We start from the raw sequence: 26904 nt of genomic DNA on the forward strand, positions 1-26904 counted from the left end.
CTCTCTATGATTTGTCAGAAGTACCGCCAATTCCTTTTCATTGTTCAGGCTGGATCGTATGGGTGGAGTACTTCCGGATTGATTAATTGACAGCGAGTTTAACAGCTTTGCAGAGACTTTGGTGAGAATGGTGTTATTTCTTGTTGGTTGAGAGTTCCGGCCTCTGCTTAGAGGCCGGAAACAGGCTCAGGCCTGTTTGCGTCCGGCCCAGTAAAGAGTGATAAAGCCAAAAACAGCGGAGAGTATGGAGCCAGCCAGCACGCCGATACGATCTGAGACCAGGTAGTTGGTATTCACGTTTTCAAAGGCCAGTGAGCCAATAAACAGACTCATGGTAAAACCAATACCGCAGAGTATAGAGAGGCCGTACATCTGGAGCCAGCTGGTTCCGGTGGGCAGTTTGGCCAGTCCGGATTTAACCGCCAGCCAGCAGAAGCTGAATACGCCAATCTGTTTGCCCAGGAAGAGGCCGGCCACAATCCCCAGGGGAATTGGGGTGAACAGGCTTTTGATCTGTTCGGCATTCAGTTCAAGTCCGGCGTTGGCAAAGGCAAAAATAGGCAAAATGACATAATGAACACTGCTGTGCAGGTTGTGTTGCAGGGCTTTCAGCGGTGATCGACCTCTGCGGTCAACGGTTTTCAATGGAATGGTAAATGCCAGAAGTACGCCAGCCAGCGTAGCGTGAACGCCTGACTTAAGCACGCAGATCCAGAGCAATACGCCTACAACCATGTAAGGTCCGATTCTGGTAACATCCCTGTGGTTGAAGAAAGCCAGGATTGCCAGTAAGACAGAGGCAATGCCCATGGACATCAGGGATAGCTCTTCTGTGTAGAAAATGGCAATGATAATGATGGCACCAAGATCGTCAATGATGGCCAGGGCCAGAAGGAATGTCATCAGTGATGCAGGTGCACGTTTACCGAGTAAGGCAAGAATGCCTACGGCAAAGGCAATGTCAGTGGCGGCGGGGATTGCCCAGCCTTTAATGGCAATAGGGTCTGAGTAGTTAAAAGCAACATAGAAGAGTGCCGGTACCAGCATTCCGCCGATGGCACCAATACCCGGCAGTATAACCTGGGCCGGAGTACTGAGCTCCCCTGCAAGCACTTCCCGTTTGACTTCGAGGCCGATCAAAAGGAAGAAAACGGCCATCAGACCATCATTAATCCACAGCAGCAGTGGTTTGTGGATGTCCAGGGGGCCTGCGGTAAAACGGATGGGGGTTGATAGCAGTAAGTCATAATACTCTGCAAAAAACGTATTGGCAGCGAGCATCGCCAGTGCCGAGGCAATAAAAAGCAGTACGCCAATGGCGTAATCCTGCTGCAAGAAGCTATGAAATCGTCTGGCAAACATGTTTTCTCCAGGTGCCCGCTATAACCGCCCGTAGCCCATTGATTACACCAGTATCTCCGTAAGGATTTCATGCCAGTTGTTGCTTGACAAGTACGTTGGTGCAGCGGGCAAAAAATAGCATTCAGTTTATCTGCACTGAATGCCGCTTGGTATTACGGGCTATTACTTATGGCGGCAGTACGGAGTAAGCCTATAGGGTTATTGGTAGTTCAGGCCGCAGGTTTGCGGGCAAGGGTTACGCGGTCATGACCGGCCAGATCGGTTTCTGTGCGAATTTGTGTGAAGCCTGCCCGGGAAAGGATTGTCTGGACGGGCCTGCCCTGGTCATAGCCGTGTTCTAACAGGAGCCATCCCCCGGGCTTCAGGCTTTGCAGTGAGTGTTCGGCAATCACACGAATATCGTCCAGTCCATCCACTCCAGAGACCAGCGCTGACAGGGGTTCATAGCGAACGTCTCCCTCTTTCAGGTGCGGGTCATTGCTGCAAATGTAGGGGGGGTTGCTGACGATCATATCCATTGAGCCTTCAGCCAGTGGTGAACACCATGAACCCTCAATAAATACGGTATTCCGGATATCATTGATCACCGCATTTTCTGCCGCAACAGCCAGGGCGTCCGGGCTTTTGTCGATAGCGGTAACTTCCCAGTTCGGCCGTTCCTTTGCCAGGGCAAGGGCTATTGCGCCGGTACCGGTTCCCAGGTCGGCCACTTTCATTGTTGATTCGGTGTTTTGATCCAGCGTGCTATCTAAGCCAAGTGCCAGCTCAACCAGTAGTTCGGTGTCTGGCCTTGGGATCAGGGTGGCTTCGGTAACTTTTAACTGCAAGCTCCAAAACTCCCGTTGCCCGATCAGATAGGCTATGGGGTGCCCTGCTTTTCGTCGATCGATAAGCTTTACAAACTGAGCCATCTGTTCACTGGTCAGAAGCGCTTCAGGCCAGGTAAAAAAATAACTGCGTGGCTTGTGGAGAACATGTGCCAGCAGCAGTTCTGCATCAAGCCTGGGAGTGGGGCTGGCAGAAAGCATGCGGGATGCTTTTGCCAGGGCGGTGTCAATTCGGGCGCTGCTCATGACTTATTCGCCAGCCAGACTGGCCAATAGCTCAGCCTGATGCTCCTGCAGCAGAGGGTCAATAACCGGGTCCAGTTCACCTTCCACGATTTCCGGCAATTTATAAAGAGTAAGGTTGATACGATGGTCGGTGACCCGCCCCTGGGGATAGTTATAGGTACGAATACGCTCAGAACGGTCACCACTGCCTACCAGACTTTTCCGGGTATCACTGATCTCTTTCGCGGCAGCGGCATCCTGGGCATCCTGAAGTTTGGCCGCCAGCCAGGTCATGGCTTTGGCCTTGTTTTTGTGCTGTGAGCGCTCATCCTGGCATTCAACCACAATACCGCTTGGCAGGTGGGTGATACGAATGGCTGAGTCAGTAGTGTTGACGTGCTGACCACCGGCACCTGATGAGCGGTAGGTATCGATGCGCAGGTCTTCCTTACGGATCTCAATCGCCTGTTGTTCATCGGGCTCCGGCATCACGGCAACGGTGCAGGCAGAGGTATGGATTCTGCCCTGGGATTCAGTCTCAGGAACCCGCTGTACGCGATGGGCTCCCGACTCAAACTTCATTCGACCGTAGACGTCGCTGCCAATAACACGGGTGATTATCTCTTTGTAGCCGCCGTGTTCACCGTCGCTGGCACTGATCACCTCAATTCGCCAGCCGCGTTTTTCCGCGTACCTTGAGTACATTCTGAACAGGTCGCCGGCGAAAATGGCGGCTTCATCGCCGCCTGTTCCGGCACGGATTTCCAGAAAGGTGTTCAGGCCGTCCCTTGGGTCTTTGGGTAACAGCAGCACTTCAAGACTCTGTTCCATTGCTGGCAGCTGTTGTTCGCAACTGGCCAGTTCCTCGCGGGCCAGTTCCGTCATGTCCGGGTCGCCATCTGTCATCATGGCTTCGGCTTCGGCTTTGTCGCTGAGTACCTGGTCATACTCTTTGTAGGCTTTAACCACCGGTTCCAGCTCAGCGTATTCTTGGGAGAGCTTGCGGAACTGATCCTGGTTACCAATAACCCCGGGGTCACTCAACAGTGCGGAAAGCTCTTCGAAGCGCTCACCGAGGTTTTCCAGTTTGACGAGAATGGACTCTTTCATGATGTCTGTAAAAGGTGTCTATATAAGGGTGGATTCAGAATGCCATCAGGCATCCTGAGTTGAATCGGATTGACGACTGGGGCTCAGGCCCAGAAGTTTCTCGGCCCACTCCAGCTTTTCATGCTGCCCTTTTGCGGCAGCACTTTTCAGCTGTACGCTGGGGTGGTGCATCAGTTTGTTGGTCAGCGAGCGGGCAAATTGCTGCAGTACTTCTTCCGGACTGCCGCCTCTGGCCAGCCATTGCAGTGCTTTCTCAAGCTCCAGGTCTCTGATCGCTTCGGTGCTCTGGCGATAGTTGCGTAACAGGCTGACGGCATCCAGCGCACGCAGGCGGGTCATGAACTCAAAGATATCGGCCTCAATCATGCGTTCAGCCTGTTGGGCTGCATTTTTGCGCTCTTGCAGATTGTCTTCAATTGCATCCTGCAAGTCATCCACTGTGTAGAGAAAAACATCAGCCAGATCACTGACCTCGGGTTCAATGTCCCGGGGAACCGCAATATCCACCATAAACATGGGTTTGTGTTTTCTCTGCTTCAGCGCCTTTTCAACCGTTCCTTTGCCGAGCACCGGTACCGGGCTGGCGGTGGAGCTGATAACAATATCGCTTTCATGGAGTATGTGCGGCAGGTCCGATAGCAGGACGGCTTTTCCGCCAAACATGTCGGTCAAGCGCCGAGCTCGCTCCAAGGTACGGTTGGCCACGATAATATTGGCAACGCCCTGCTGGCACAGGTGTCGTGCGGTCAGTTCAATGGTCTCGCCGGCTCCGATCAGTAATGCCGTATTTTCGCTAAGGTCAGAAAAAATCTGTCTGGCCAGTCCGGTAGCGGCATAGGCAACGGATACCGGCTGCGCGTTGATAGCGGTTTCTGTGCGAATCTGTTTGGCCGTGGTGAAGCTGTGCTGAAACAATCGATTCAGACCAGGGCCGGTGGTGTCGGCTTCCTGTGCGCTGGCGTATGCGGATTTTAGTTGTCCCAGAATCTGGGGTTCGCCAAGCACCATGGAGTCAAGCCCACAGGCAACCCGCATCAGGTGGCGGACCGCCTGTTCATCATGGAAGAGGTAGCTGTGTTCTGATAGTAATTTGCCGTTGGTCTGATGGTAACCGCTCAGCCAGTCAATCAGTTTGTCGTAGCACTGTCTGACTGTTTCGGCCCCGGAGCTGTGAATAGCACAGTAGATTTCGGTACGGTTGCAGGTAGACAGGATGGCAATTTCTTCAATACCAGTGTGGATTCTGGCGCTTTGCAGCGCATCGGACAGCTGCTCAGCAGAAAAGGCGACCTGTTCCCTCAATGTGATTGGTGCTGTCCTGTGATTGATACCGGCGGTAATATACCCCATCAGACCTCTGTTGCTGTCCAGGTTCACTGCTACTATAGATTGGCTGACATATCCGTACCCGGATTATAAGGCGTTCAATGCCATCTGGGCAGGGAGTTATGTCGCTCAATTGTTCATTTGAAAATGCTTTCAGAGGCGCATTCCCTGGTGAAGGGGGGCAAGGCCTGACATTTTCTGCTTAAGGCTTTCTTTCAGGAAAGCTCTTGATTGCTGGAGTGTTGTGCAAATCCTGCTTATGTTTTTTCTGACTTATGACCATGTCCGATACTTCAATCGCAGTTATCAGGTTCACACTCAGGAGCGGGGCTGCTGGATTGATGGGTGTTTCGGCCGATCAATTCTGCAATGGAAAGCGTGTAACTGCAAACTCTCTTCACGTTTTTTAATGGAAATCAGGGGAAAGGGCATACCATCCATGATTAGAACGATTGCCGGGGCTGAATTATTCATCAACGGGGCTGAGGTTTTCAGAAAATATTGTAAAAAGTTGACGCTTGTTTTTGCTGTTTTCCTGGCGGGTTGTGCCAGTAAGAATGTTCAGCAAGTGGATCATAGCGCTGTAACTGCAACGAACGGTCAATCACAGGCCGGGGTTGATGAGCCTGTTACCCCTTTTGCCGCGGAGACGCTTTATGATTTGCTGGTGGCAGAGATTGGCGGCCAGCGTCAGCGTTATGATCTGGCGCTGGGCAATTATTTAAAACAGGCACACAAAACCAGAGATATTGGCGTAGCCCGGAGAGCCTACCAGGTTGCCGTTTATGTAGGGGCAAGGCAGGCAGCGCTGGATGCTTCATTACTCTGGGTCGAACTGGAGCCGGAAAACCCGGATGCACTGCATGGGTCTGCTCTTGAGCTGCTGTATGCCGGTCAGTATGACCGGGCCTTTGCCCGGATGAGTCAACAACTTTCTTTGGGGGGCAGTCCGGCCTTTGATGTGCTTGCCAGTGCCGCTGGCAACGAGCAGGGGCGGCTGGCTACAGATAGCCAGCTTGAACTTATCCAACAGTTTGACCAATTGTCTCAGGCTTACCCGGATTATCCTGTGCTGAAGTTGGGTAGAGCCATTTTGCGTCAGCAGACCGGTGCGTTTGAATCGGCACTGACTCTGGCTAATGAGCTTCTGCGGCAGGATCGCGGGTTTGTCCCTGCCATGATGGTGAAAGGGCGGGCCTTACACAAATTGAAACGGGATGCTGAAGCTGAAATTATGCTTGCTGACGCGATTCGGCGTCACCCGGAGAAAAACCGCCTGCGCTTGTTATATGGCAGAGTTCTTGTTCATGCCGGTAAGCTCGACCTGGCAAGGAAGCAGTTTGAAATTCTGCTTGAGAGGGCTCCCGGAGAGAGTGATATTGTCTTGTCTCTGGCACTTATCACCTCAGAAAATGGTCTGGAGCAGGAAGCTGTGCAGTACTTTGAACAGCTGTTGGCCCTTGGTGAGCGAAACAATACAGCCCATTACTATCTTGGACGTTTGAGTGAGAAGCAGGAAAAATATTCTGCTGCCAAAGAGCATTATCTTTCTGTAGGTCCCGGAAAGGAGTTTATGGCGGCTCAGGTGGCACTGACTCAGATGTTGGTTGGGCAGAACAAACTGGAGGAGGCGCTGACCCATGTGGGGGAAGCAAGAAGCCGTCATCCTGCCCGGATGGAGTCGCTTTTCCTGTTGGAGGGAGAGCTTCTGGTTAATGATCGTCAGCTGGGCAAGGCGCTGATATTGTTTGAACGGGCACTTAAAACAAACCCTGAATCGGTCAATCTTCTCTATTCAAGAGCGATGGTTTATGAAAAGCTGGATGATCTGGAGGGGTTAGAGAAGGATCTGCGTTCTATTCTGGCGTTTGATCCTGACAATGCTGCGGCATTGAATGCCCTGGGCTATACCCTGGCTGATCGAACCGACCGGGTTAAAGAAGCGGAAGCGCTGATTTTACAGGCTTATGATTTGAACAGCGAGGATCCGGCTATCCTGGACAGCATGGGGTGGGTGCAGTTTCGTCTCGGGAACCTGGATCAGGCAGAGAAGTATTTGAGAATGGCATACAGCCAGTTTCCTGATGCGGAGATCGCTGCTCACCTGGGTGAGGTGCTCTGGGTGAAAGGTGAGCAGGATGCTGCCCGGTCTCTGTGGGCGGAAGCGCTGCGGAAAAGCCCTGATAGTCAGATTTTAAAGGATACGATGGGGCGGCTCACAGGGGGTGATCCCATGAGTCAGGCAGAAACAGTCAGTACTGCGCCGTGATTTTTTTAACAGTAAATGCCACGCCTTCAGTGGTCTGAAGAAGATTTTGCGGTGTGTGCGCATAAAATAGCTTGGTGTATATGGGAATGGGTGTTGAAAAGTACTTTTCTGGTTTGAGAATTTTACTGGTTCTGTGTGTTTTCATCCTTGCCGGCTGTGCTTCCCGAGTGGTTGATTCGGGCAGGCAGGTCAGTGGCGAAGAGAGAGAACAGCGCTGGCAGAGGCACCAGGAACGTTTGGGGTTGATTCAGGCCTGGGATATGACCGGCCGTCTTAACATGAAGGTTCCAGGGCAATCAGGTACGATGTCGCTTGACTGGCAACAACAAGGTGATCAATACAGGTTGGCCCTGGAAGGCCCCCTGGGTGCATCCATTGCTCGTATCTCGGGGGGGCGTCAGGGTGTGTCGGTCACTGCCTCGGATGAAACCCGTTATGGTCCGTCACCGGAGATGCTGCTGTATTCGCTGACCGGGTGGCAGTTTCCGGTCAGTAATCTGAAGTACTGGGTTCGGGGGTTGCCAGTGCCTGGCGATGATGCCAGGGTCCAGCTGAATAACCTGGGATACCCTGACAAAATTGAACAGCAGGGTTGGGTGGTTGCTTACCAGCAATACGGATTGAGTGGCAGTCAGCGATTACCTGTCCGCCTGGTTGTAAGCCGTGGTGATGTTCGATTGAGTCTGATAGTGAGTAGCTGGCAGCTTTAATACTGCCAGTCAGTTTTTGCCTATGTTAATGGTGGCAAGTGGGGAGGTCATTCCCGGGTCAGAGTATTTCCCAGATGCCTTCCGGGTTGTATTGAGAAATGGTTATTAATCTGTCTAACACTCTATAAACGGTATCGTGGTAGCTTCCACAGCCATTTGGTGGGTTCAGGGCCTCCATTGCAGCCCTGTTTTCGACCATGTAGTTGCGAATTTCCAATAATGGCTTTACCGCACGGCTTCCTGTCATGCCTTCGATAACATGTATTCCTGTACCTGGTTTTGCAGCACAAAACATTGGTGTTACGTTATAGGAACAATTGACGAAAGTATCTTCACCATACCCTTTCATCTGAAAGTCATAGCCCATAATTACCATCCTCGTTTGAGTCAGGGTGAATGATTTGCAATTAAGTGATGGGTCAAAAGTGATCAATCAGACCTTGTTTTCCGGTGTTAAGTTCAAGGTTGGATGTTTTTCTTCGAGTACTTCTGTCTTAATGCTTTCCTGGGCATTTTGAGCCATTATGATGACGGTGTTTTTTTTGGAGTATTCTGGATGCTGACAGAATTAGTGTTGCCAGCCCCTGCCAAGTTGAACCTGTTTCTGCATATCACTGGCCGCAGACCTGATGGCTATCATAATCTGCAAACACTTTTTCAATGTCTGGATTTTGGTGATCAGCTGACTATCACCAGCAGTGATTCGGGTATTGAGCTGGTTACTGACCTTGAAGGAGTGGAGCATGAGGATAATCTGATTGTTAAGGCCGCCCGTCTTCTGCAACAGGAGACCGGTTGTCGTCTTGGTGCAAAGATTCATCTTGATAAACAGCTGCCCATGGGGGGAGGGCTTGGTGGTGGTAGTTCCAATGCCGCGACCACTCTGTTAGGACTTAATGCCTTGTGGGGGCTGAGCCTTTCGATTGATCAGCTGGCGGCACTTGGTTTAAGACTGGGGGCCGATGTTCCGGTGTTTGTGCGCGGGCACAGCGCTTTTGCCGAAGGGGTGGGTGAAATTCTTACTCCAATCGAGCTTCAGGAAGCGTGGTTTCTGGTTCTGGTTCCCAATGCTCAGGTGAATACCGCTGCGATGTATGGCCACAGTGAATTGACAAGAGATTCATTGCCAATTACAGTGCGCGACGTCCTTGAACGAGAGGGGGCGGCCCTTGATCAGGCTCCGGGTAACTATCTGGAGCGGCATCACAGGCAACAGCGGCGAAACGATTTCGAACCTCTGGTTCGTTCACTGTATCCCGAGGTTGATAAAACGCTCTCTCTGTTGGATAATCTCGCAGATTCAAGCATCGGGCGGGCCATGATGAGTGGTTCCGGGGCATCAGTATTTGCCCGGTTTGCCAGTCGTGAACAGGCGTTAACGGCACAGGCTGAACTGACTCAAAGCGTCACTCGTCCTGAGATTGCAGAGGATACATCAAAGCTACACAGCTTCGTGGCGCGCGGCATTAATCGTTCGCCCCTGCATACGGCTTTGCAGCAGGCAGGTTTTACGCTTACTGCGTAATCTGTTTGTTTATCGCTCAAGACTGTTTTGGTGTTAACTACGATAAATCGGCCTGGATTGTGCGCGGATTGATAAAGAGATTTACTGGGGTGTCGCCAAGCGGTAAGGCATCAGGTTTTGATCCTGACATGCGGGGGTTCGAATCCCTCCACCCCAGCCAGTATTCTGTCCGTGTTCTCCGTCACACCGAAAGTCGTCTCCTGTCATCTACTGATGCTGATTTTTCAGGCAGTGCCCTGCCTGAACCCTCTCTCGTTACTCGATTTTTCCACCTACGCCCAGTACCCAAGCAAGGTAATTTCCCGTGTCGAAAATGATGGTGTTTGCCGGCAGCTCAAATCCGGATTTGGTTCACAAAGTTGTCAATCACCTGCATATCCCACTTGGCAAGGCTTACGTTGGCCGTTTCAGTGATGGCGAGTGCGCCGTAGAAATCCAGGAAAATGTCCGTGGCCGGGATGTATTCATCATCCAGTCAACCTGTGCGCCGACCAATGATAACCTGATGGAGCTTCTGGTAATGGCGGATGCCATGCGTCGCTCTTCGGCGGTTCGTGTAACGGCCGTTCTGCCTTATTTTGGTTATGCCCGTCAGGATCGTCGCCCCCGTTCCAGCCGTGTACCGATCAGTGCCAAAGTGGTGGCGGATATGATTGCCAGTGTGGGTGTGGATCGTGTGTTAACGGTTGACCTGCATGCGGACCAGATTCAGGGCTTCTTCGATATCCCTGTGGATAACGTCTACGGTTCACCCATTCTTCTGGACGATATTGAGCGTCGTAATTACAGTGATGTGATGGTGGTTTCACCGGACCATGGGGGTGTCGTTCGTGCCCGTGCCGTGGCCAAGCGATTGAACTCTGACCTGGCTATTATCGATAAGCGCCGTCCAGAGGCCAACAAGAGTGAAGTCATGAATATCATCGGTGATGTGTCCGGGCGCACCTGTATTCTTGTTGACGATATGGTGGATACGGCCGGTACCCTGTGTCAGGCCGCTGCTGCCCTGAAAGAGAAGGGAGCAAAAGCCGTTTATGCCTACTGTACTCACCCGATCCTCTCTGGCCGTGCCCTGGAAAATGTTGCCAACTCCCAGCTGGATGAGCTGGTGGTGACCAACACCATTCCTCTGAGTCCGGCGGCCCAGGCGCTGGATAAGATTCGTCAGCTGGATATGTCTACTCTGCTGGCTGAGTCTGTGCGTCGTATCAGTAATGCCGAATCCATTAGTGCGATGTTTCAGTAAATACCCAGTCTGGTGCGGGAAACATATTTTGCTTTTTTGCGCCATGCCGGTATGATATCGCACCTTTGAATCCCTTTGGGGGGTTCTGTTTGAACAGCCTGACGCTGCCTGGTCGCAAGGCGGCGGCAGGTCTATTGGAGATTATCATGTCTGAAGCAATCGTTTTAAACGCAACAGCGCGTAAGGATATCGGGAAAGGTGCGAGCCGCCGCCTCCGTCGTGCTGACCTGGTGCCTGGTATCATCTACGGTGGTGAAGCTGAGCCGGTACAGATCACTCTGGAAGGTAAAGCCATCCGTAAGGTTCTGGAAGTTGAAGCTTTCTACTCTCAGGTTCTGACCCTGACGGTCGATGGCACCAGGCAGCAGGCTATCCTGAAGGACCTGCAGCGTCATCCGGCTAAAGAGTTCGCCATGCACATGGACTTCCTGCGTGTTGATGCGGACCATGAGATCACTACCAACGCTCCTCTGCACTTCATCAATGAAGAAGAGTGTGTCGGTGTGAAAGCGGGTGGTGCGATCGTACACAACCGTGTGGATCTGGAAATCAAGTGTCTGCCAGGTGACCTGCCAGAGTTCATCGAAGTTGACATGGCCAAGGTTGAAGTGGGCGGCCACGTTCACCTGAGCGACCTGACCATTCCTGCGGGCGTTGAAGTTATCGCTCACGGTCAGGATCTGGACATTGCCAGTGTTCAGGCTACTCGCGGTGGTTCTGACGAAGAAGCATCTGCTGAAGAAGCTGGCGAAGAGTAAGCAGAAGGAGGCGTTATGGCAAAATCTTCGGAGCTTTTACCCTCAAATGAGTCGATTCGACTGGTTGTGGGTCTGGGAAATCCCGGGTCACAGTACGAAGATACCCGCCATAATGCCGGCTTCTGGTACGTTGAGCAGTTAGCAAGAAGCTACGGTGCTATCTTGCAGCCAGAAAAGAAGTTTTTTGGCATGACTGCCAGGGTGCTGATAGGCGGACAGGAAGTTCGCCTGCTCAATCCTGGAACCTTTATGAATCGAAGTGGTCAGGCTGTTGCTGCCATGGCGACTTTCTTTAAAATCCCTCCTGAATCTATCCTTGTGGTTCACGATGAGCTTGACCTGCCCGCTGGCGTTGGCCGCTTGAAGCAGGGTGGCGGCCATGGTGGTCATAACGGTCTCAGAGATATTATCTCTTCCCTTGGTAACAGTCGTGAGTTTTTACGGCTTCGGCTTGGCATCAGCCATCCCGGCAACAGCAAAGATGTGGTGAACTATGTGTTGACCAAACCATCGGTTGCAGAGCGGCAAAAGATTGATGCGGTTATTGATGAATCGATCCGGGTCACACCTGAAGCCTTGAATGGCAAACGATCCAAAGCGGTGCAGGAGTTGCATACGTTCTCTGCCTGAGAGTTTCCACTATTGCCTGCTTACTGACTTGACACATTCAATTCGGGAATTGGCCAGTAATCATTGCCATTAAACAGTTTCCCCTTTCTCAGCATGGCGTTGTCGATCAATCGGCAGATCAGTTCCTCAAACTCTATTCCGGCATGCCTTGCTCCATCGGGAAACAGGCTGGTGGGCGTCATTCCGGGAAGATTATTGATTTCAGCAAAGATCGGCTCTCCGTTTTCGGGAACCATAAAATCGGAGCGGCTGATATCCCGGCAGCGAAGCAGTTGGTGTGCTTGCAGAGCGATCTCCTGAACTCTTTTTCGCTGATAATCCGTAATACGGGCGGGAATAATATGTTCACTCAGGCCCGGTGTGTAGCGATGGGTATAGTCATACCAGGCATTATCAGGCGTGATGATTTCTGTGGTTGGCAGCACTTGTGGGCTATCCAGCTCAAGTACCCCGGCGGTGACTTCTCTGCCATGAATAAATGTCTCCACCAATAGTTGTTCATCTTTCTCAAAGCCGCTTCCAAGTCGTTCTTCCAGCTCTTGCTCGCCCCGGGCAAACTGAATGCCGATACCAGAGCCCTGGGCGAAGGGCTTGATAATCACCTTCTCCCCGAGGGCTTCCATGCATTGGCTGACGGAGCGGTTTAGCGGGTCTCCACGGGAAACGATACAGTCTTTCGCCATGGGGATGCCCGCAGCCTGTAAAATACGCTTGGTAGCGACTTTGTCCAGGGCGCAGGCGCTTCCAAGGACCGTTGAGCCAACATAAGGGATGCCCATAATCTCAAGAAGCCCCTGCAGGCAGCCATCCTCCCCCATGGGGCCGTGGGCGACGGGAAAAACCACATCGACCTGGTGGAGGGTCAGGTTGGCAGGCAGCATCTTGTCCAGCTCAAGAGTGACTACTTTCCGATAGTTTTTCTCCAGGGGCGGGCTGATGCGACCCGCAGAGAGTCTTGAAACACTGGCTTCAGGGGAAGGACCGCCACAAATGATTCCCACGGTAATACTTCTGTCTGGCATCTAATGATCCACAAGATTAAGGGTGCAGTTCATCAAATGTAGTTGTTTTTGTTGTCCTGCATCTTGTTAATTAATATTCCGAGGTTGCCCAGCGATAAAATCCAGAGGCCAGAATGATGCCCAGCCCGGCTTTCATAACGGTATAGATGTGAGGGGATGTTGAGAGGTAGCTGGCAATAATATAAAAAAGCATGGCCGTACTTGCGATTTCTACGGTGGCCAGAATGCCTCCCGCGGCACCCGTCAGGCTGGGAATGCTTTGCATGCCTAAAGTATGGCTAATAGTTCCTGTCAATGGGCTGGAGCCTTTCCAGAGTTTGCTGATATAGGGGTGTCTTTGGGCATAATCGGGGAGATCGTATAGGGAGGGAAATTCCTCGATTATTTCCCAGTCATTAACCAGCGCAGTCAGATAATGCCTGTCATCGGTGGAAGTTATCAGTGCAGCTGGTTGAGCATCAAAACGGGTGTTGCCTTTGCTTTCTTCGGCAAGCTGTAATTGCCTGGCGGCTTCTATAAGCTGATTGATCTCTTGTGATTCTGGTCTGGCAGTTGTTTCATTGTTTAGAAAGTGCATATGGTTTCTAAGGAGTAAAGAGCTGTAGGTTACAGGAAGCTCGCTCCCGTTGTTGTCACTTCTATCGTATAGCTGAGCCGTTGCTATTTCTGTTGGTATTGCACTAACGCCTCGTTTATTGAGAGAAAGAACAGCTACCGCTGGTGCCACGTTGATAGTGCCATTTTCGACCCTGTGGCATAGAAGGGCGTCGACCGTTGAAGTTCCGTCAAAATGTAATTCATTTAACACTCTGGTGATTTTGGGTGTGGCCGCTCTGGCCGGTTGCCAGGTTTCATCGGTTTCGTTTTCTGTGCGGCTCGGTGTAATAAGAGAAAGGTGGGAGATTTTTTTGATTCGCTGGTCGTGGCAATAAAAGTTGTTTGAAAGTTGAGGAGGGCTTTCAGGTAAAACAATGGGAGGAGAGCATGGGTCGATAAAGTAATCCGCCGGGGCAAGCACTCGATCGTTGCCAATGAGAATACCTTTTGCCATTCTTTTTTGCCTGGCAAGGGGGTTGCCCTTGCAGTGGTCAAAGTGAGCGGTAATGACTGGGGTGGCGTTGGAATGCTTTTCAAGGGTGTAGCCGGTGGTTGTGAGATATGAATCGGCAGGGTCGCCGGTTGCCATTGGTTGAGTGCTTTCTGCTGCAATGGCTGTGAGTGGCAAAGCTGACAGGGCAAGTATCAGTTTACAAATAACGGTTTTGATCAATTGTTTCACAGGATTGTCGCCTTGGTTATTCAGGTAATACACCTTGTTAAAGTTGAAACGGCTTGTCTCCATGGGGTGGTCGCAAGCGCTTTTGGGTAATTCGTTTTAATGTTGAGTGCTTGGACATTTTTTTGTGCGAATAATTCTATTTTTTGCGAACGACCATAAATTTGTTTGGCCGGGACCTGAATTTCTGATTATTTTGATTGTGATTTTTAGTGTTTTCCGTAATATCGGCAACGAGTGTACTTTTGTCTGTTACGGCAGTACGGGCGGCTGAGATAAATTGAACAAGGCATGAAGACTGAGTCCTGGTTTCAGGTAATCAAACTGCTGAAGAGCCAGCAGGATGTGGAAGCGCTCCATGAAATTATGGCGGTGTTACTGACTCGAGAAGAACGGGAAGCGATTGGCTCAAGGCTGGCCATTATGCGGGCCCTGATTTCGGGAAAAGAGTCTCAACGGGAGATAGCTGCGCGGATCGGGGTGAGTATCGCCAAAGTAACCCGCGGTTCAAATTATCTGAAAACGCTGTCTGCTACTGAAATAGCCATGATTGAACAGATTTAAATAGTTAGTGTCTTATTAGAAAACAGCCTTGAGCCAGAAACAGCCCTGAGCCGGAAACAGCCCTGAGCCGGAAACAGCCCTGAGCCGGAAACAGCCCTGAGCCGGAAACAGCCCTGAGCTGGATAAGCAAATAGACCCATAGCAGTAGGAATAAGAATGTCTGAAGCAGTTATAACGGAAAGTTCTGCGGGCGCTGCCGGAAAGCAGGGTTCGGTTCTTGGGGGAACGGTGATCGTAGCCGGAACCGCGATTGGTGCCGGGATGTTTTCACTGCCAGTAGCCACCAGCGGTCTCTGGTTTGGTTACTCAATGCTGCTGATGGTCTTTACCTGGTATTGCATGTACAGCGCATCACTCTACCTGCTGGAAGCTAATCTGCGCTTTCCTTTGGGGGCGAGTTTTGACTCTATTGCCGAGGGCACCATTGGTTCTTTTGGTCGTATTGTTAACGGTGCTTCTGTTGCCTTTCTCTGTTACATCCTGACTTACGCTTACATCTCGGGCGGCAGTTCCATTATTACTTATTCCCTGGAAGCCGTGGATGGTGTTTCTCTTTCTCCACCTATGGCCAGCTTTGTTTTTGCCCTGGTGCTTTCTGCTATCGTAATGATCGGAACCCGTGCCGTTGACCGGGTCAGTACGGTGCTGATTGGTGGAATGGTGATCACCTTTCTGTGGAGTATCAGTGGCTTACTGGGTAATGCGTCCTCTGATAATCTGATGCCGGGCCTGTCGTTTGCCGAGGTGTCTCCGTTCTCTTTCGGAGCGTTGGGCTTTCTGACTGTCAGTTTCGGTATGCAGACCGCTGTACCCAGCATCACCCGCTATCTCAATAAGGATGGCAAACAGGTAAGGTTTGCCCTTTTGACCGGCTCGTTGCTGGCCCTGGCGTTTTATGCTCTGTGGCAGTTCAGTTTCTTTGGCAATCTGACCCGTGAGGCGTTCCCGGCCATTATTGCTGCCGGAGGCAATATTGGCGATATGCTGGGTGCACTTTCCGGGTCTGGTCTTAATGTAAATGTATCCAATGTGTTGCAGTGGTTTGCCAATATGGCGGTGGCCAGCTCATTCCTGGGCGTTGCCCTGTGTCTGTTTGATTACATCGCAGACCTGTTCGGTTTCGACAGCAGCTTTGTGGGTCGCTTAAAAACAGCTGCCATCACGTTTATACCGCCAACCCTGTTGGGGGTATTCCTGCCCAATGGTTTTATTACTGCCATTGGCTTCGCCGGGCTGGTGCTGGTTGTTTTCTGTATTCTCTCTCCGGTAGTGATGGCCTGGGTTGGCCGTCAACGGGGTGAGGGTGGCTATCAGGTGCCGGGCGGGACCGTGAGAATGGCACTGATTTTCCTCTTTGGCATTGTGGCTATGGTGCTGGCGGGGCTCGATTTGATGGGGGTTCTGCCAAAGTTTGGCTGATGCCTGTTTGATGTGATTGGATTGAGCGCCTGGAGAGTATTTCTCTGGGCGTTTTTTTATCTGCCGACATAAAATTTCTGAAATTTTTTCCCCCAGTCTTTATAATTCGCCCCCATTAACTATCTTCAGGAGCGAGCAGAAGCGCTATGGGTTTCAAATGTGGCATCGTTGGATTGCCAAACGTTGGTAAATCAACGCTATTTAATGCCTTAACCAAGGCGGGTATTGATGCAGAAAACTTCCCGTTCTGCACCATTGAGCCCAATGCCGGTGTTGTCGCCATGCCAGACCCCCGTCTGGATAAGCTGGCGGCAATCGTTAAACCTCAGCGAGTGTTGCCGACCACCATGGAGTTCGTGGACATCGCGGGTCTTGTTGAAGGCGCTTCCAAAGGGGAAGGCCTTGGTAACAAGTTTCTGGCGAATATCCGTGAGACGGATGCAATTGCCCATGTGGTTCGCTGCTTTGCCAATGACAATGTTATTCACGTGGCCAACAAGATTGATCCCCGTGCAGATATTGAAATCATCAATATGGAACTGGTGCTGGCGGATCTGGAAAGCTGCGAAAAACAGCTGCAGCGTGTTGCCCGTTCTGCCAAAGGTGGTGATAAGGATTCCGTAGCCCAGAAGGGGGTGCTGGAAAAAATCATTCCGCATCTGGAAGCTGGTAATCCGGTTCGCTCTCTGGATATGAGTGATGATGAGCGGAAGCTTGTTCGTTTATTCCACCTGCTGACCATCAAACCCACCATGTATATTGCCAATGTGGATGAGGATGGTTTTGAGGATAACGACTACCTGGACACCGTTCGGGAAATCGCTGCCCGGGAAGGAGCCGTGGTGGTCCCAATCTGCAACAAGCTGGAATCGGAAATCGCCGAACTGGATGATGACGAGCGAGCAGAGTTTCTTGCGGATCTTGGCATGGAAGAGCCTGGCCTGGATCGTGTTATCCGCGCCGGTTATGAACTGCTGGGTCTGCAAACCTACTTTACCGCAGGGGTGAAAGAGGTCAGGGCCTGGACGGTGAAGGTGGGTGCCACTGCGCCGCAGGCTGCCGGTGTTATTCATACAGACTTTGAGCGTGGTTTTATTCGTGCGGAAGTCACCGGCTATGATGATTTCATTAAATACAATGGTGAGCAGGGTGCCAAGGAAGCTGGCCGTCTGCGCGTAGAAGGCAAAGCGTATATTGTTCAGGATGGTGATGTTATGCACTTCCTGTTTAATGTTTGAACCTGGCTGAAAAAAAACGACGGAAGAAGGCACGCGAAAGCGTGCCTTTTTTCGTTGTGCCAGTGCGTCGGGTATTTGCCTGTCGTCGTGTTATGAATCTGCGTTGCTTATAGGCTTTTTGCTTGACAGGCTCAGGTGAAATCACTAAAGTGCGCACCATCTTTCGGCGGCTAGGTAGCTCAGTTGGTTAGAGCACAGCACTCATAATGCTGGGGTCGGCAGTTCGAATCTGCCCCTAGCTACCATCTAATCTTTTCTGCAAGATTTATGATGGTTGCTAAAACGAGTTTTCGTATAGTAGCATCGAAAGGCCTTTGTGAGCGAAGAGATAACAATTCGCTAATTTGCTGGGGTGTCGCCAAGCGGTAAGGCATCAGGTTTTGATCCTGACATGCGGGGGTTCGAATCCCTCCACCCCAGCCATTTATCCTGTTGCTGTGGCAGTTGTTGTAACAGTCGTTGTAACAGCTGTAGAGATAAAGAATGGCATGTTTCTTGACATGAGCATTCTGAATCACGACAATAGCGGCCCGATTCAGTGGCTAGGTAGCTCAGTTGGTTAGAGCACAGCACTCATAATGCTGGGGTCGGCAGTTCGAATCTGCCCCTAGCTACCACTAGTTCGAATATGCATCCTGCATAATCTATTGGGGTGTCGCCAAGCGGTAAGGCATCAGGTTTTGATCCTGACATGCGGGGGTTCGAATCCCTCCACCCCAGCCATACAGAACCTTCCTGAGATATCAGGAAGGTTTTTTTGTGCCTCTGTTTTTAATCAGGCCGTTAAGGCTTGAGATGGTTCAGGGGTAAAGCGGTCTTATGAACCGGCTGGCGGAGTACAAAGCTGGAATGTACGCCGGTGACGCCAGTAATTTTTGTGATCTTGTTTAGCAGAAAATCCTGATAGTAATTCATGTCCGGCACCATCACCTTGACCATATAGTCTGCCGATTGCCCGGTAATCAACAGGCACTCAATCACTTCGTCATAACTGTTGATGGTTTCTTCAAAGTGTTCAAATCGCTCCGGGGTGTGTCTATCCATACTGATATGAATCAGAACGGTAAGGCTTAGTCCCAGCTTCTGTGGGTTGAGCAGTGTTACTCTGGCGGTTATTAATCCTGACTCCTCCAGCTGCCTGACCCTGCGCAGGCATGGGGATGGCGTCAGTCCAATCAGATCGGCCAGATCCTGATTGCTGATATGGGCATTCTGTTGCAGCGCTTGAAGTATCCGGATATCGTAACGATCGAGTTTCATGATATTTTCTTTTAATAATTATTAAGTCTTTGGAATATTATTGCGCTGTTTTTGGGTTTTATCCACCAATTCGCAATCTTTTGCCACGCCGTTTTTTCTATAATTATCCCGTAATAAAGAGTGTCGCCAAAAGTGACCTTCAGCCATCCCGGCCACAAGCCTGAGATGAAAAAGTATTCCCAATCAGGAATGCTGGTCAGAGGAACTCACAAGGTTCAATGACGGAGAGCGTATTAGCAGGCCAGGTGTTATGAGCTCAAGCGAGATTACCAACCGCTGATTATCTGGGGAGATAATCAGCGGTTTTTGCTATTGGTACGAATATTTTTTTACGGGTTTTTAATAACCCGGTAATCGAAAAGTAAGTAGATTCCGTTTGCTGCGGGGTGAACTTTATCTGAATATTTTTTGCTGGACGTTCTATTATTACGCTTCCATAAATTATCAACCTTTATCTGCAAGGATTGACCTTGGACGCAACCATTACTCTGGATCTTGTGCTTTTCCTTTTTACTGTTGCCTCGGTGGCTGGATTTGTTGATTCCATTGCGGGTGGTGGGGGGCTGATATCAATGCCCGCGCTTCTGGCTGCCGGGCTTTCACCGGTTCAGGCGCTGGCAACCAATAAGCTTCAGGGGGCCGCTGGTACGCTGTCTGCCAGTGTTTACTTTATTTCCAAAGGTGCGGTTAACCTGCGGGAGATACGTCTGCCAATAGTGATGACCTTTATTGGCAGCATGATGGGGACGCTGCTGGTGCAGAGGATTGATGCCGGGGTTTTGGAACAGGCCATTCCCTTCCTGCTGATCGGTATTGTCCTTTACTTTCTGTTTTCTCCACGACTGAGCTGTGACCAGTCACGACAGTTGATCTCTGTGCCGGTGTTTGCGTTTACCGTGGCGTTGCTGATCGGTTTTTATGATGGCTTCTTTGGGCCGGGTACCGGTTCGTTTTTTACCATGGCGTTTGCAGGCTTGCTGGGGTATTCCATCACCAGTGCCACCGCTCATACCAAAGTTTTGAATTGCACCAGCAATTTGGCCTCTTTGCTGTTTTTCATTATTGGTGGGCATGCGGTCTGGGCGGTTGGTCTGGTCATGATAGTGGGCCAGGTTATTGGTGCCAGACTTGGCTCATATGTGGTACTTAGCCGCGGCGAGGCATTGATCCGTCCCATGATTGTCTGCGTGTCTCTGGCTATGACGGCCAAACTTCTTTGGGGTAATTATGGACATTTGCTCCAGTGAAAGGCATCTTGTTTGAAACCATTGTCCCTTTTTATCTGTCGAGGCTGCCCGCTACCGGGCAGCTTTGTGGGTAATGCCAGCTGAGTTTGCAAACCCCGTTATTCCCGGTGACTGGTTAGAAAGACAATAGTCTTGGCGGCTGGTTTATAGCCGGAGCAATGGCGAACACCTCAACAGAGTACTTCTAGCCAGATCAGCCGGACATTTGGGTAATTCAGCTGGTTTAATTTCGGAACTTTAGTGCATGGAAACAACCTGGTATAGCTGGCTGTTTGGCGCTGCCTATTTAAGTGCCATTATTGCTTTTGCGGTTGTAGTGATTATGACCCGAAGGCCTGTGGGGGTTTCTCTGGCCTGGCTGGTGTTGCTGTTCGCGTTGCCGGTGGCAGGGTTTGTGCTGTATCTGTTATTGGGTTCGCCCCGCCTGGGCATTGGTCGTTTAAAACGCATGCGCACACTTTATCCGGATTATGCCCAGTGGTATCAGCACCTGGCCCGGATTATCTCAGGTGGTGAGCCATCCCGCTGTCCGGTGACCAGTCATCATGGCATTTTCTCATTGGCAGAAAAAAGCATGAGTATTCCTTTGCTGCCGGGTAACCACCTGCAGCTCTTTTCAGATTTTGAAAACATTATCGAACCTCTGCTGCGTGATATAGAAAATGCCCGGCAAAGTCTCTTGATTGAGTTCTATATATGGGAGCCGGTCGGTCGGGCTGAAGAGGTGGCGGAAGCGGTTATCCGCGCTTCCAGGCGAGGGGTTGATTGTCTGGTTGTGCTGGATAATGTCGGCAGTCGGGATTTTTTGAATGGAGTATGGGCGCGTCGTTTTCGCCTTGAAGGGATCAGTGTTACCGCATCCATGTCAGCCGGCCCTCTGCGCATGCTGGTGGAGCGTATGGATATTCGTAACCATCGGAAGATTCTGGTGGTTGATGATCAGGTGGCCTGGACCGGCAGTTTTAACCTGGTAGATCCATCCCTGTTTAAGCAGGATGCTCAGGTCGGACAGTGGGTGGATGCCATGGTCAGGATTGATGGTGTTGCTGCCCATGTGCTCGGAGCCATCGTGCAGTGGGATAAGGCACTGGAAACCGGGCAGGGGCACCCCTCGTTCAACCGGCAGTATGAGTACCCTTCGGCTGAGCATCGTGGCCGGGACGGTGCATTTGTACACGTTCTGCCGTCCGGACCTGATGTGGACCGGGAAATGCTGCAGCAGGTTCTGCTGACGGCTATTTACGAAAGTCGTCAGGAACTCCTGATCAGTACACCGTATTTTGTGCCCGATGAGTCTTTGCTGACGGCCTTGAAGTCAGCAGCAATGCGTGGTGTGGATGTCCAGTTGCTGGTGCCAGAGAAAAATGACTCGAGAATGGTTCATCATGCCAGTCGCTCCTATTATCAGGAGTTGCTGCAGGCTGGCGTGACTATTCAGCAGTTCAGAGGGGGGTTGCTGCACACCAAGTGTGTTCTGGTGGACCGTGAAACAGCGCTGTTTGGTACCGTAAACCTGGATATGCGCAGTGTCTGGCTGAATTATGAAGTGACGTTGATTGTTTATGATGATGGCTTTGGTCAGCAGATATTTCATGTGCTCCAGTCCTATATGAATCAGGCGGGTGAGGTGGATATCAACCGTTGGTCAAAAAGATCCTTTCGACGGAAACTGCTGGAAAATACGCTGCAGCTATTAAGTCCGCTGCTGTGATTGGGCGCTGGGAATAACGTTAATAGTGATTACTGCTGAGGTTTGATGCTTACTTAAGGGATTTCTTCTTTATTATTGATTAAAACGCAATAAATCCTGCTTTTTTGTTATTTTTAGGTGAAAGCACTGATATAGCTAGAGCCTCATGTATGAAATAAAGAGGCCTCTCGGGAGGCCTTTATTTCGCCTCTCCATGCTCACTTCCAACACTATTCTTTCTGGTTACAGGGTTTGCCGTTCTGGTATGGCTGACCGGTCGTTTGCCAGAGAGAGTGGGTACAGGGGACAGGTTTTGTCGCAGACTTTAAAAGCCACAGATATTATGGCCACGGGCCTGATGACCTTTGCGCTCTTTCTGGGCGCAGGAAATATTATCTTTCCTCCATTTCTGGGGCATATGGCGGGCACTGAGCTGATGATTGCGATGCTTGGATTTCTGCTCACTGGAGTAGGCCTGCCGTTGCTGGGTGTGCTTGCCTGTGCTCGTGTCGGTGGTGGTCTGGAAAAGCTGACTACCATTTTCCCGGCAAAAATCGCCTTAACCTTTGCAGTTGTTCTGTTTCTGGCTATCGGTCCTTTGTTTGCCGCGCCCAGGACCGCTGTTGTTTCTTATGAGCTGGGTCTTCTGCCGTTTATTGCTGAGTCCGGTGCGGTTTCGCTGGCGCTGTTTTCCATAACGTTTTTTGCTGTTGCGCTGTATCTGGCACTGTTTCCGGGCAGGTTGGTTGAGACGGTAGGTAAAGTGATCACTCCGCTACTGATGGGTGTTCTGGTGATTATTGCCGTTGGTGCTTTGCTTTTTCCCCAGGGAGAAGCTGGTGCTGCCACCGAGTCCATGATCAGTCAGGGCTTCTTTAATGGTTTCCGTGAGGGTTACCAGACCATGGATACCCTGGGGGCACTGGTATTTGGCGTGGTTATCATCAATGCTATTCAAAATAAGGGGGTTACGGATACACGGCAGGTTGCGCGCTATACCTTTATTGCAGGCTTGATCGCTTCTGTCGGTCTGTCACTGGTGTATCTGGTATTGGGTTACATTGGTGCTACCAGTCATCAGCTGGTGGGTGCTCCGCAAAATGGCGCAGAGATTATCAGCCTGTTCATCGACGCGGTGTTTGGGTCCTGGGGGAAGGTGGTACTGGCTATCACAGTTATTCTGGCCTGTTTGACCACTGCGATTGGTTTGCTCAGTGCCTGTGGTGAATATTTTTCCCGGGTATTTCCGGCATTTAATTATCGCACCTGGGTGATTCTCTGCGCCCTGGCCAGCGCACTGATTGCCAATGTTGGATTGAATACATTATTGCAGGTTACCATTCCAGCGTTGCTGATTATCTATCCTGTCGCGATTGCTTTGATTGTGGTGACACTGTTGCAATCGTGGCTGGCGAAACCTGAGCGGGTAATGGCGTTTGTACTAATTCCAGTGGGTCTGATCAGTCTTGTAGAAGGTCTGCACGCCGCTGGCCTGGCTTTCATTGAGCCAGCTTACGCAGTGCTTGCGTATTTGCCTTTGCAGACAGAGGGTCTGGTCTGGTTGTTACCAGGTATTCTGGGTGGTATTTTTGCGATGATCACGTCAGTTCGTTCCTCGCAGGACGCCAGGCCTGTTCAGGGGTAACAGGTATCAGGCTGCCCATTGTATCGGGCAGCCTCTGATGTTTAATGCCTGACCGGGTCAGTAAGAGCTTTGAGATACGGTTGACCGTGGTGATGTTGTGTGATGGTTTCAGCCAGAGTTTTCCCTGCGCTGTCCCGGGCGTCCAGATTCAGGCCGGCTTCCAGATAAAATGGGATAAAACGGGCAAAATCATCCGCACGAAGGTAGCGGTAGGCTCTTAACAGAATGTGATAGTCTCGACTGCTGCCAGCGGCTGGCTGCAGTGTCAGCAGCGCTTTCAGGCGCTCATCACTTAATTCCTCTCCAATGACTTTCTGTTTGTCTTTCTTCATGGCTGACTCACTGTCCAGTGTTTTATGGGTAGGGTTTGTCTGGGCGAAATCTATAAGCAGATGGATATTTTACTGAGTCGAAAACAAAGATATATAACCTCAATAGGATATTTTGAGATTACGTTAAGCATAAAAAGAATAAAAGTAAATGTTTGCAGTGGGATTTAGACAGGCTCAGATAATCCATTGCCGGAAAAGCGGCCTATAAGGCGACATGATTTTGACAAAGAGTTTATTTTACCGGGAATCACTGTCCGGTTGCCTGTTTTCTGAAATCACTATTGGCTTTGTTATTAAAGTTTTCTTGCGCAGCTACAATTGATTGAGTGATCAAAGGAATGTTTGAGGGCCATTATGGAAAGGGCATCTAATACAGGTTCGCTTAGTTTACAACAACTGGACACGATCAAAAGTCTTCTTCAAGAGGGGAATGAATGTACCATTACATTTGGTCCTAAGGGTACGGTTACCATTACGGCAGTAAAGGTTTTATCAACACCGGGTCTTAAGTTATCAGACCAGGAACCAGGTGTATCCGGACCCAAAAAGATACCCCTTGAGCGGAGAAAAATTGGGATAGCCGCTGAAAAAGATACGGTATCCGTTCGGGAAAAAGTATTTAAGAAACTGAAGCAGTTTAAAACCAGCGTTAGCGAAAAATTAAAAAGTTCATTCAATGGTATCAAAAAAGCCGTCAAGCATGAAAACTGGGAAAAAATTCCAGAAGAATCAATAAAGGGCGGCTCTGACCAGTTGAAGCTTGAAGCTCAAGCACACAATGACAGAATTGATCAACTTGAGAGTGCTGAGAAACAGGAGGTTGATAAGCAAACAGAACTGGATAAGCTCAAGCAGCTCTACAAAGATACCATTAAGGTTTGTGAAAATCCTGATGGCGTGATCCATAGCAAAAAGAGAATATCTCTCCCAATTCCTATTGAGGACGCTGATCCTGTGATAATTGCATCAACGGATCCTGATGCTCGGAAAGATCTGGTCAATATGGTGATTAAGCAGGTTGAAAATTCAGGTTTGTCTGATCGAATGGAACGGCTTGATTCAGAAATACAAAAGCTGAGATCTGAGCAGAAGCAGTTGAAATCTTCAATAAAAGATAGTGGTAAAGAAATTCTCAAACATTTTAAGGAGCAACAGCATACTCTGGAACAGGGCAAGGGTAGAAATACCAGGCTATCTGAATTACAGGATACGTTGACTCAGCAGCGTATCAAGCTGGACGATAAGGTTGACCAGTTGCAGACTGAAATCAGAGCACTGAAAGCAGAGAAGCAACAAACACAGGAGTCCGTTGCTGAGCATAAGAAGCTTCTGTCAGACTTGAAAAAACAACTGAGTCTGCTCAGTATGATCCCAAAAGAGCGTGAGGGAATACCGACAGCATTCACTGCTACGGTGAATAGTATTGAGAAAGCGCAAAAGATTATTGAAAATGGTAGTGCCAGGTTGGAAGCAATACCCGGTGAGATGAAGGAGAAAAAAGCAGAGCTTGATACTAAGATGAAAGAAGTGGATAGCTTGCAAAAAGGTAAAGAATTAAAACAACAGGAGAAAGCTGACAAGAGAGAAATGGAAGCTGAACAGAATATGCTTAAACAGCAATTAGGTAGAAATCTTCGGAAAAAATAATCTTTTATCGAAAAAAAATATTCTTAAACCATGGAAAGGAAGGAGTCATAAAAATGACCGCTATAAGTAACAACCGGGTTGATCAAATTCAAAAACTACCTTTTGCTATAAAAGCAGATATTGTTAACCCAGAAGTAGGGTTTCTGAATGGGAAGCAGGTTACTATTCAGGAGATTAATCCAGAAGAGTTTGTCGGTATCCAGGTTTCTGCGGGTAAGTTTGAAGAGCTTCCTAAAAGCATCAGGCCTGTAAAGGTTGCCTTTAAAGATTTTCGTCAGTGGCTCAGTAACTGCCGTCCTGTTAAAGGAATAAAGCATTTGGTGATGGGCAAAGGCAAGAGGATGGTGAAAAATCAGAATTGGGGAGAAATTTCCCCAGCTCAGGCTCAAAAAGCTTTAAAAGCTACTCACAGTAATGACAAAAAGCAAATATTGGCGGAAGAGATTCAGAAATTTAATACAGATTTGAAGACGCTCGGTCAGAAGAAAGAGGATCTTAACGAGTTAAAAATGCAAAATGATCAATTCAGAGAAAAGTACAAAACTATATTGTCGATTGTTGATGGGGATTTGACCTCTTTACGTAACGGATCAGTGATTGTTTTACCGCCGGCCACTGAGGATGGGGAGCCTCAATTGGTGGCTTTGAAAAGTGGTTCAGAGAGAGTGCGTAAAAATGCTGTGAGAAAACTTGCAAATATTTTCATGGATAGTGAGGCTTACGATCTGTTCAGCAGGAATGTGCATCAAGTTTCTAATATTGAAAAAGAACGTAATGAATTGAAGTCATCTTTGGCTAAGCAGGCAAATAATTTTAAAAAAGAACATAAGGGGCTTATTAATGAGAGAGCTGATGACTTCAAAGAGACTCTGGCCCTTCATAGTAAGAAAATGAAAGATGAAGCCATTTCAGACTTGAAAAAAGCTGAAGTCGAATACACTGAGACAATAAATAAAAAAATTGATAATAAAATTTCTGAAGCTAATAAACTGAGTAATCAAATAAAAGAAAACCAAACCCGCATTGGTGAGATTCAAACTGTCATTGCCGAGAAACAACAAAAACTACAAGGTTACGAAATGTCGTTAATGTTTGTTGAGGAATCTGAGGTCAAGCTGCCTGAGTTTGCACCCAAAATTACAACTGCTGAAAACATTAAAAAAATCAACGTGGGTAAAACAGAGCTTCTCTCAGAACTTGGAGCTGAACAGAAAAAGCTTGAAAATCTGCAATATGCCCTGAAAAAAAATCAGGATGATCAAATACAGGTTATGAAAGACTTAAAAACTCTGCAAGCTGAGAAAAAGAAAGAGATGACAGCATTACAAAAAGCACGAAAGAAAATCGAAAACCAATACGATGATAAAACTTCGGAGATGAGCAAATTGTATGACCAGGATATCAAGGCTCAAAACCAGACGGTAACCAAAATGTTCAGTGGCTCTGGATTTAAAAAGAAAGACACTGCCCAACCACAAAATGACCAGGAAAATAATCCTGAAGCATAACACTGGCGAAATGGATTAACCCAAATCAAAAAGCCTCCGGACCGGAGGCTTTTTTTCTAAGAAATTGC

At 49.6% G+C, this 26904-nt stretch carries 23 protein-coding genes and 5 tRNA genes; 19 read left to right on the top strand and 9 right to left on the bottom strand.

Going from position 1 to position 26904, the window contains the following annotated elements:
- Positions 1–186: 186 nt before the first annotated feature.
- The 4 genes from nhaA to hemA all read right to left on the bottom strand — a co-directional run bounded on the left by nhaA (position 187) and on the right by hemA (position 4874).
- Positions 187–1362, bottom strand: coding sequence for a Na+/H+ antiporter NhaA (gene nhaA, locus ACO6VE_RS09075; protein ID WP_422460912.1), 1176 nt, complete (start codon positions 1360–1362; stop codon positions 187–189).
- Between the two features lie 209 nt (positions 1363–1571).
- The gene (gene prmC / locus ACO6VE_RS09080) at positions 1572–2435 is read right to left on the bottom strand and encodes a peptide chain release factor N(5)-glutamine methyltransferase (RefSeq protein WP_422460914.1); all 864 of its coding nucleotides are present in this window, start codon (positions 2433–2435) and stop codon (positions 1572–1574) included.
- A 3-nt stretch (positions 2436–2438) separates the two neighbouring features.
- On the bottom strand, positions 2439–3524 hold the full coding sequence (gene prfA, locus ACO6VE_RS09085) for a peptide chain release factor 1 (protein WP_422460916.1): 1086 nt from the start codon (positions 3522–3524) through the stop codon (positions 2439–2441).
- 45 nt (positions 3525–3569) lie between these two features.
- Positions 3570–4874, bottom strand: coding sequence for a glutamyl-tRNA reductase (gene hemA, locus ACO6VE_RS09090; protein ID WP_422449438.1), 1305 nt, complete (start codon positions 4872–4874; stop codon positions 3570–3572).
- Between the two features lie 415 nt (positions 4875–5289).
- Between hemA and ACO6VE_RS09095 the strand changes: the two genes are divergently transcribed.
- Positions 5290–7119, top strand: coding sequence for a tetratricopeptide repeat protein (locus tag ACO6VE_RS09095; protein ID WP_422460918.1), 1830 nt, complete (start codon positions 5290–5292; stop codon positions 7117–7119).
- An 86-nt stretch (positions 7120–7205) separates the two neighbouring features.
- Positions 7206–7829, top strand: coding sequence for a lipoprotein insertase outer membrane protein LolB (gene lolB, locus ACO6VE_RS09100; RefSeq protein WP_422460920.1), 624 nt, complete (start codon positions 7206–7208; stop codon positions 7827–7829).
- Positions 7830–7887: 58 nt separating this feature from the next.
- Here lolB and ACO6VE_RS09105 read toward each other — a convergent pair whose 3' ends face one another.
- Entirely contained in the window at positions 7888–8196 is a 309-nt protein-coding gene (locus tag ACO6VE_RS09105) for a hypothetical protein (protein WP_422449432.1), read from the bottom strand.
- A gap of 189 nt (positions 8197–8385) precedes the next feature.
- On the opposite strand from ACO6VE_RS09105, the gene ispE reads away from it, so the two are divergent.
- The 5 genes from ispE to pth all read left to right on the top strand — a co-directional run bounded on the left by ispE (position 8386) and on the right by pth (position 11988).
- Positions 8386–9354 (top strand): 4-(cytidine 5'-diphospho)-2-C-methyl-D-erythritol kinase, encoded by a 969-nt coding sequence (gene ispE / locus ACO6VE_RS09110; protein WP_422449430.1) that lies wholly within the window; start codon positions 8386–8388, stop codon positions 9352–9354.
- Between the two features lie 85 nt (positions 9355–9439).
- Positions 9440–9514, top strand: a tRNA-Gln gene (locus tag ACO6VE_RS09115).
- A 144-nt stretch (positions 9515–9658) separates the two neighbouring features.
- Positions 9659–10600 carry a ribose-phosphate pyrophosphokinase gene (locus tag ACO6VE_RS09120; protein WP_209275601.1) on the top strand — a complete coding sequence of 314 codons (942 nt, stop codon included), beginning with the start codon at positions 9659–9661 and terminating at the stop codon, positions 10598–10600.
- Between the two features lie 146 nt (positions 10601–10746).
- Entirely contained in the window at positions 10747–11358 is a 612-nt protein-coding gene (locus ACO6VE_RS09125; protein ID WP_209200009.1) for a 50S ribosomal protein L25/general stress protein Ctc, read from the top strand.
- A gap of 15 nt (positions 11359–11373) precedes the next feature.
- Positions 11374–11988: an aminoacyl-tRNA hydrolase gene (pth, locus tag ACO6VE_RS09130; protein WP_422449428.1), complete on the top strand. Its 615-nt coding sequence runs from the start codon at positions 11374–11376 to the stop codon at positions 11986–11988.
- A gap of 20 nt (positions 11989–12008) precedes the next feature.
- On the opposite strand, the gene ACO6VE_RS09135 is transcribed toward pth, so the two are convergent.
- Together ACO6VE_RS09135 and ACO6VE_RS09140 are read right to left on the bottom strand one after the other, a co-directional pair.
- Entirely contained in the window at positions 12009–13010 is a 1002-nt protein-coding gene (locus ACO6VE_RS09135) for a D-alanine--D-alanine ligase family protein (protein WP_422449426.1), read from the bottom strand.
- A 70-nt stretch (positions 13011–13080) separates the two neighbouring features.
- Complete coding sequence (locus ACO6VE_RS09140; RefSeq protein WP_422449424.1) at positions 13081–14352, bottom strand: hypothetical protein; 1272 nt, start codon at positions 14350–14352, stop codon at positions 13081–13083.
- Between the two features lie 225 nt (positions 14353–14577).
- Here ACO6VE_RS09140 and trpR point away from each other — a divergent pair, with 225 nt between their 5' ends.
- The 7 genes from trpR (at position 14578) to ACO6VE_RS09175 (ending at position 18230) form a co-directional block, all read left to right on the top strand.
- A complete protein-coding gene (gene trpR, locus ACO6VE_RS09145) occupies positions 14578–14850 on the top strand; it encodes a trp operon repressor (RefSeq protein WP_101744812.1) in 273 nt (90 codons plus the stop codon).
- A gap of 156 nt (positions 14851–15006) precedes the next feature.
- Positions 15007–16269 carry an amino acid permease gene (locus ACO6VE_RS09150; protein WP_422460922.1) on the top strand — a complete coding sequence of 421 codons (1263 nt, stop codon included), beginning with the start codon at positions 15007–15009 and terminating at the stop codon, positions 16267–16269.
- 146 nt (positions 16270–16415) lie between these two features.
- Entirely contained in the window at positions 16416–17507 is a 1092-nt protein-coding gene (gene ychF, locus ACO6VE_RS09155; protein WP_422460924.1) for a redox-regulated ATPase YchF, read from the top strand.
- 168 nt (positions 17508–17675) lie between these two features.
- A tRNA-Met gene (locus ACO6VE_RS09160) sits at positions 17676–17752 on the top strand.
- A 103-nt stretch (positions 17753–17855) separates the two neighbouring features.
- A tRNA-Gln gene (locus ACO6VE_RS09165) sits at positions 17856–17930 on the top strand.
- A 117-nt stretch (positions 17931–18047) separates the two neighbouring features.
- Positions 18048–18124, top strand: a tRNA-Met gene (locus ACO6VE_RS09170).
- Positions 18125–18155: 31 nt separating this feature from the next.
- Positions 18156–18230 (top strand) — tRNA-Gln (locus ACO6VE_RS09175).
- A gap of 60 nt (positions 18231–18290) precedes the next feature.
- On the opposite strand, the gene ACO6VE_RS09180 is transcribed toward ACO6VE_RS09175, so the two are convergent.
- Entirely contained in the window at positions 18291–18770 is a 480-nt protein-coding gene (locus tag ACO6VE_RS09180) for an Lrp/AsnC family transcriptional regulator (RefSeq protein WP_422449574.1), read from the bottom strand.
- A 467-nt stretch (positions 18771–19237) separates the two neighbouring features.
- Between ACO6VE_RS09180 and ACO6VE_RS09185 the strand changes: the two genes are divergently transcribed.
- From ACO6VE_RS09185 to brnQ, 3 genes are all read left to right on the top strand, one after another.
- Positions 19238–20014 carry a TSUP family transporter gene (locus ACO6VE_RS09185; RefSeq protein WP_422449418.1) on the top strand — a complete coding sequence of 259 codons (777 nt, stop codon included), beginning with the start codon at positions 19238–19240 and terminating at the stop codon, positions 20012–20014.
- Positions 20015–20258: 244 nt separating this feature from the next.
- Positions 20259–21725, top strand: coding sequence for a cardiolipin synthase (cls, locus tag ACO6VE_RS09190; protein ID WP_422460926.1), 1467 nt, complete (start codon positions 20259–20261; stop codon positions 21723–21725).
- A gap of 292 nt (positions 21726–22017) precedes the next feature.
- The gene (gene brnQ / locus ACO6VE_RS09195) at positions 22018–23349 is read left to right on the top strand and encodes a branched-chain amino acid transport system II carrier protein (RefSeq protein ID WP_422449414.1); all 1332 of its coding nucleotides are present in this window, start codon (positions 22018–22020) and stop codon (positions 23347–23349) included.
- Positions 23350–23390: 41 nt separating this feature from the next.
- Here the strand turns inward: brnQ and ACO6VE_RS09200 are convergent, their stop codons facing one another.
- Complete coding sequence (locus tag ACO6VE_RS09200; RefSeq protein WP_422449412.1) at positions 23391–23681, bottom strand: PA4642 family protein; 291 nt, start codon at positions 23679–23681, stop codon at positions 23391–23393.
- 354 nt (positions 23682–24035) lie between these two features.
- Here ACO6VE_RS09200 and ACO6VE_RS09205 point away from each other — a divergent pair, with 354 nt between their 5' ends.
- Together ACO6VE_RS09205 and ACO6VE_RS09210 are read left to right on the top strand one after the other, a co-directional pair.
- On the top strand, positions 24036–25328 hold the full coding sequence (locus ACO6VE_RS09205) for a hypothetical protein (protein WP_422449410.1): 1293 nt from the start codon (positions 24036–24038) through the stop codon (positions 25326–25328).
- Positions 25329–25381: 53 nt separating this feature from the next.
- Positions 25382–26836 carry a coiled-coil domain-containing protein gene (locus ACO6VE_RS09210; RefSeq protein WP_422449408.1) on the top strand — a complete coding sequence of 485 codons (1455 nt, stop codon included), beginning with the start codon at positions 25382–25384 and terminating at the stop codon, positions 26834–26836.
- Positions 26837–26904: the final 68 nt, after the last annotated feature.

Origin of the sequence: Endozoicomonas sp. ALB115, from assembly GCF_049310245.1 — a bacterium.
GTDB lineage: Bacteria > Pseudomonadota > Gammaproteobacteria > Pseudomonadales > Endozoicomonadaceae > Endozoicomonas.

Bases quoted from the DNA above. Each gene is read 5' to 3' on its own strand.
- ACO6VE_RS09135 (WP_422449426.1), bottom strand. From the start codon at position 13,010: ATGCCAGACAGAAGTATTACCGTGGGAATCATTTGTGGCGGTCCTTCC.
- ACO6VE_RS09150 (WP_422460922.1), top strand. From the start codon at position 15,007: ATGTCTGAAGCAGTTATAACGGAAAGTTCTGCGGGCGCTGCCGGAAAG.
- prfA (WP_422460916.1), bottom strand. From the start codon at position 3,524: ATGAAAGAGTCCATTCTCGTCAAACTGGAAAACCTCGGTGAGCGCTTC.
- ychF (WP_422460924.1), top strand. From the start codon at position 16,416: ATGGGTTTCAAATGTGGCATCGTTGGATTGCCAAACGTTGGTAAATCA.
- nhaA (WP_422460912.1), bottom strand. From the start codon at position 1,362: ATGTTTGCCAGACGATTTCATAGCTTCTTGCAGCAGGATTACGCCATT.
- pth (WP_422449428.1), top strand. From the start codon at position 11,374: ATGGCAAAATCTTCGGAGCTTTTACCCTCAAATGAGTCGATTCGACTG.
- prmC (WP_422460914.1), bottom strand. From the start codon at position 2,435: ATGAGCAGCGCCCGAATTGACACCGCCCTGGCAAAAGCATCCCGCATG.
- trpR (WP_101744812.1), top strand. From the start codon at position 14,578: ATGAAGACTGAGTCCTGGTTTCAGGTAATCAAACTGCTGAAGAGCCAG.
- cls (WP_422460926.1), top strand. From the start codon at position 20,259: ATGGAAACAACCTGGTATAGCTGGCTGTTTGGCGCTGCCTATTTAAGT.
- ACO6VE_RS09125 (WP_209200009.1), top strand. From the start codon at position 10,747: ATGTCTGAAGCAATCGTTTTAAACGCAACAGCGCGTAAGGATATCGGG.
- ACO6VE_RS09205 (WP_422449410.1), top strand. From the start codon at position 24,036: ATGGAAAGGGCATCTAATACAGGTTCGCTTAGTTTACAACAACTGGAC.
- hemA (WP_422449438.1), bottom strand. From the start codon at position 4,874: ATGGGGTATATTACCGCCGGTATCAATCACAGGACAGCACCAATCACA.
- lolB (WP_422460920.1), top strand. From the start codon at position 7,206: ATGGGTGTTGAAAAGTACTTTTCTGGTTTGAGAATTTTACTGGTTCTG.
- ACO6VE_RS09140 (WP_422449424.1), bottom strand. From the start codon at position 14,352: ATGGAGACAAGCCGTTTCAACTTTAACAAGGTGTATTACCTGAATAAC.
- ispE (WP_422449430.1), top strand. From the start codon at position 8,386: ATGCTGACAGAATTAGTGTTGCCAGCCCCTGCCAAGTTGAACCTGTTT.
- ACO6VE_RS09095 (WP_422460918.1), top strand. From the start codon at position 5,290: ATGATTAGAACGATTGCCGGGGCTGAATTATTCATCAACGGGGCTGAG.
- ACO6VE_RS09200 (WP_422449412.1), bottom strand. From the start codon at position 23,681: ATGAAGAAAGACAAACAGAAAGTCATTGGAGAGGAATTAAGTGATGAG.
- ACO6VE_RS09210 (WP_422449408.1), top strand. From the start codon at position 25,382: ATGACCGCTATAAGTAACAACCGGGTTGATCAAATTCAAAAACTACCT.
- ACO6VE_RS09105 (WP_422449432.1), bottom strand. From the start codon at position 8,196: ATGGGCTATGACTTTCAGATGAAAGGGTATGGTGAAGATACTTTCGTC.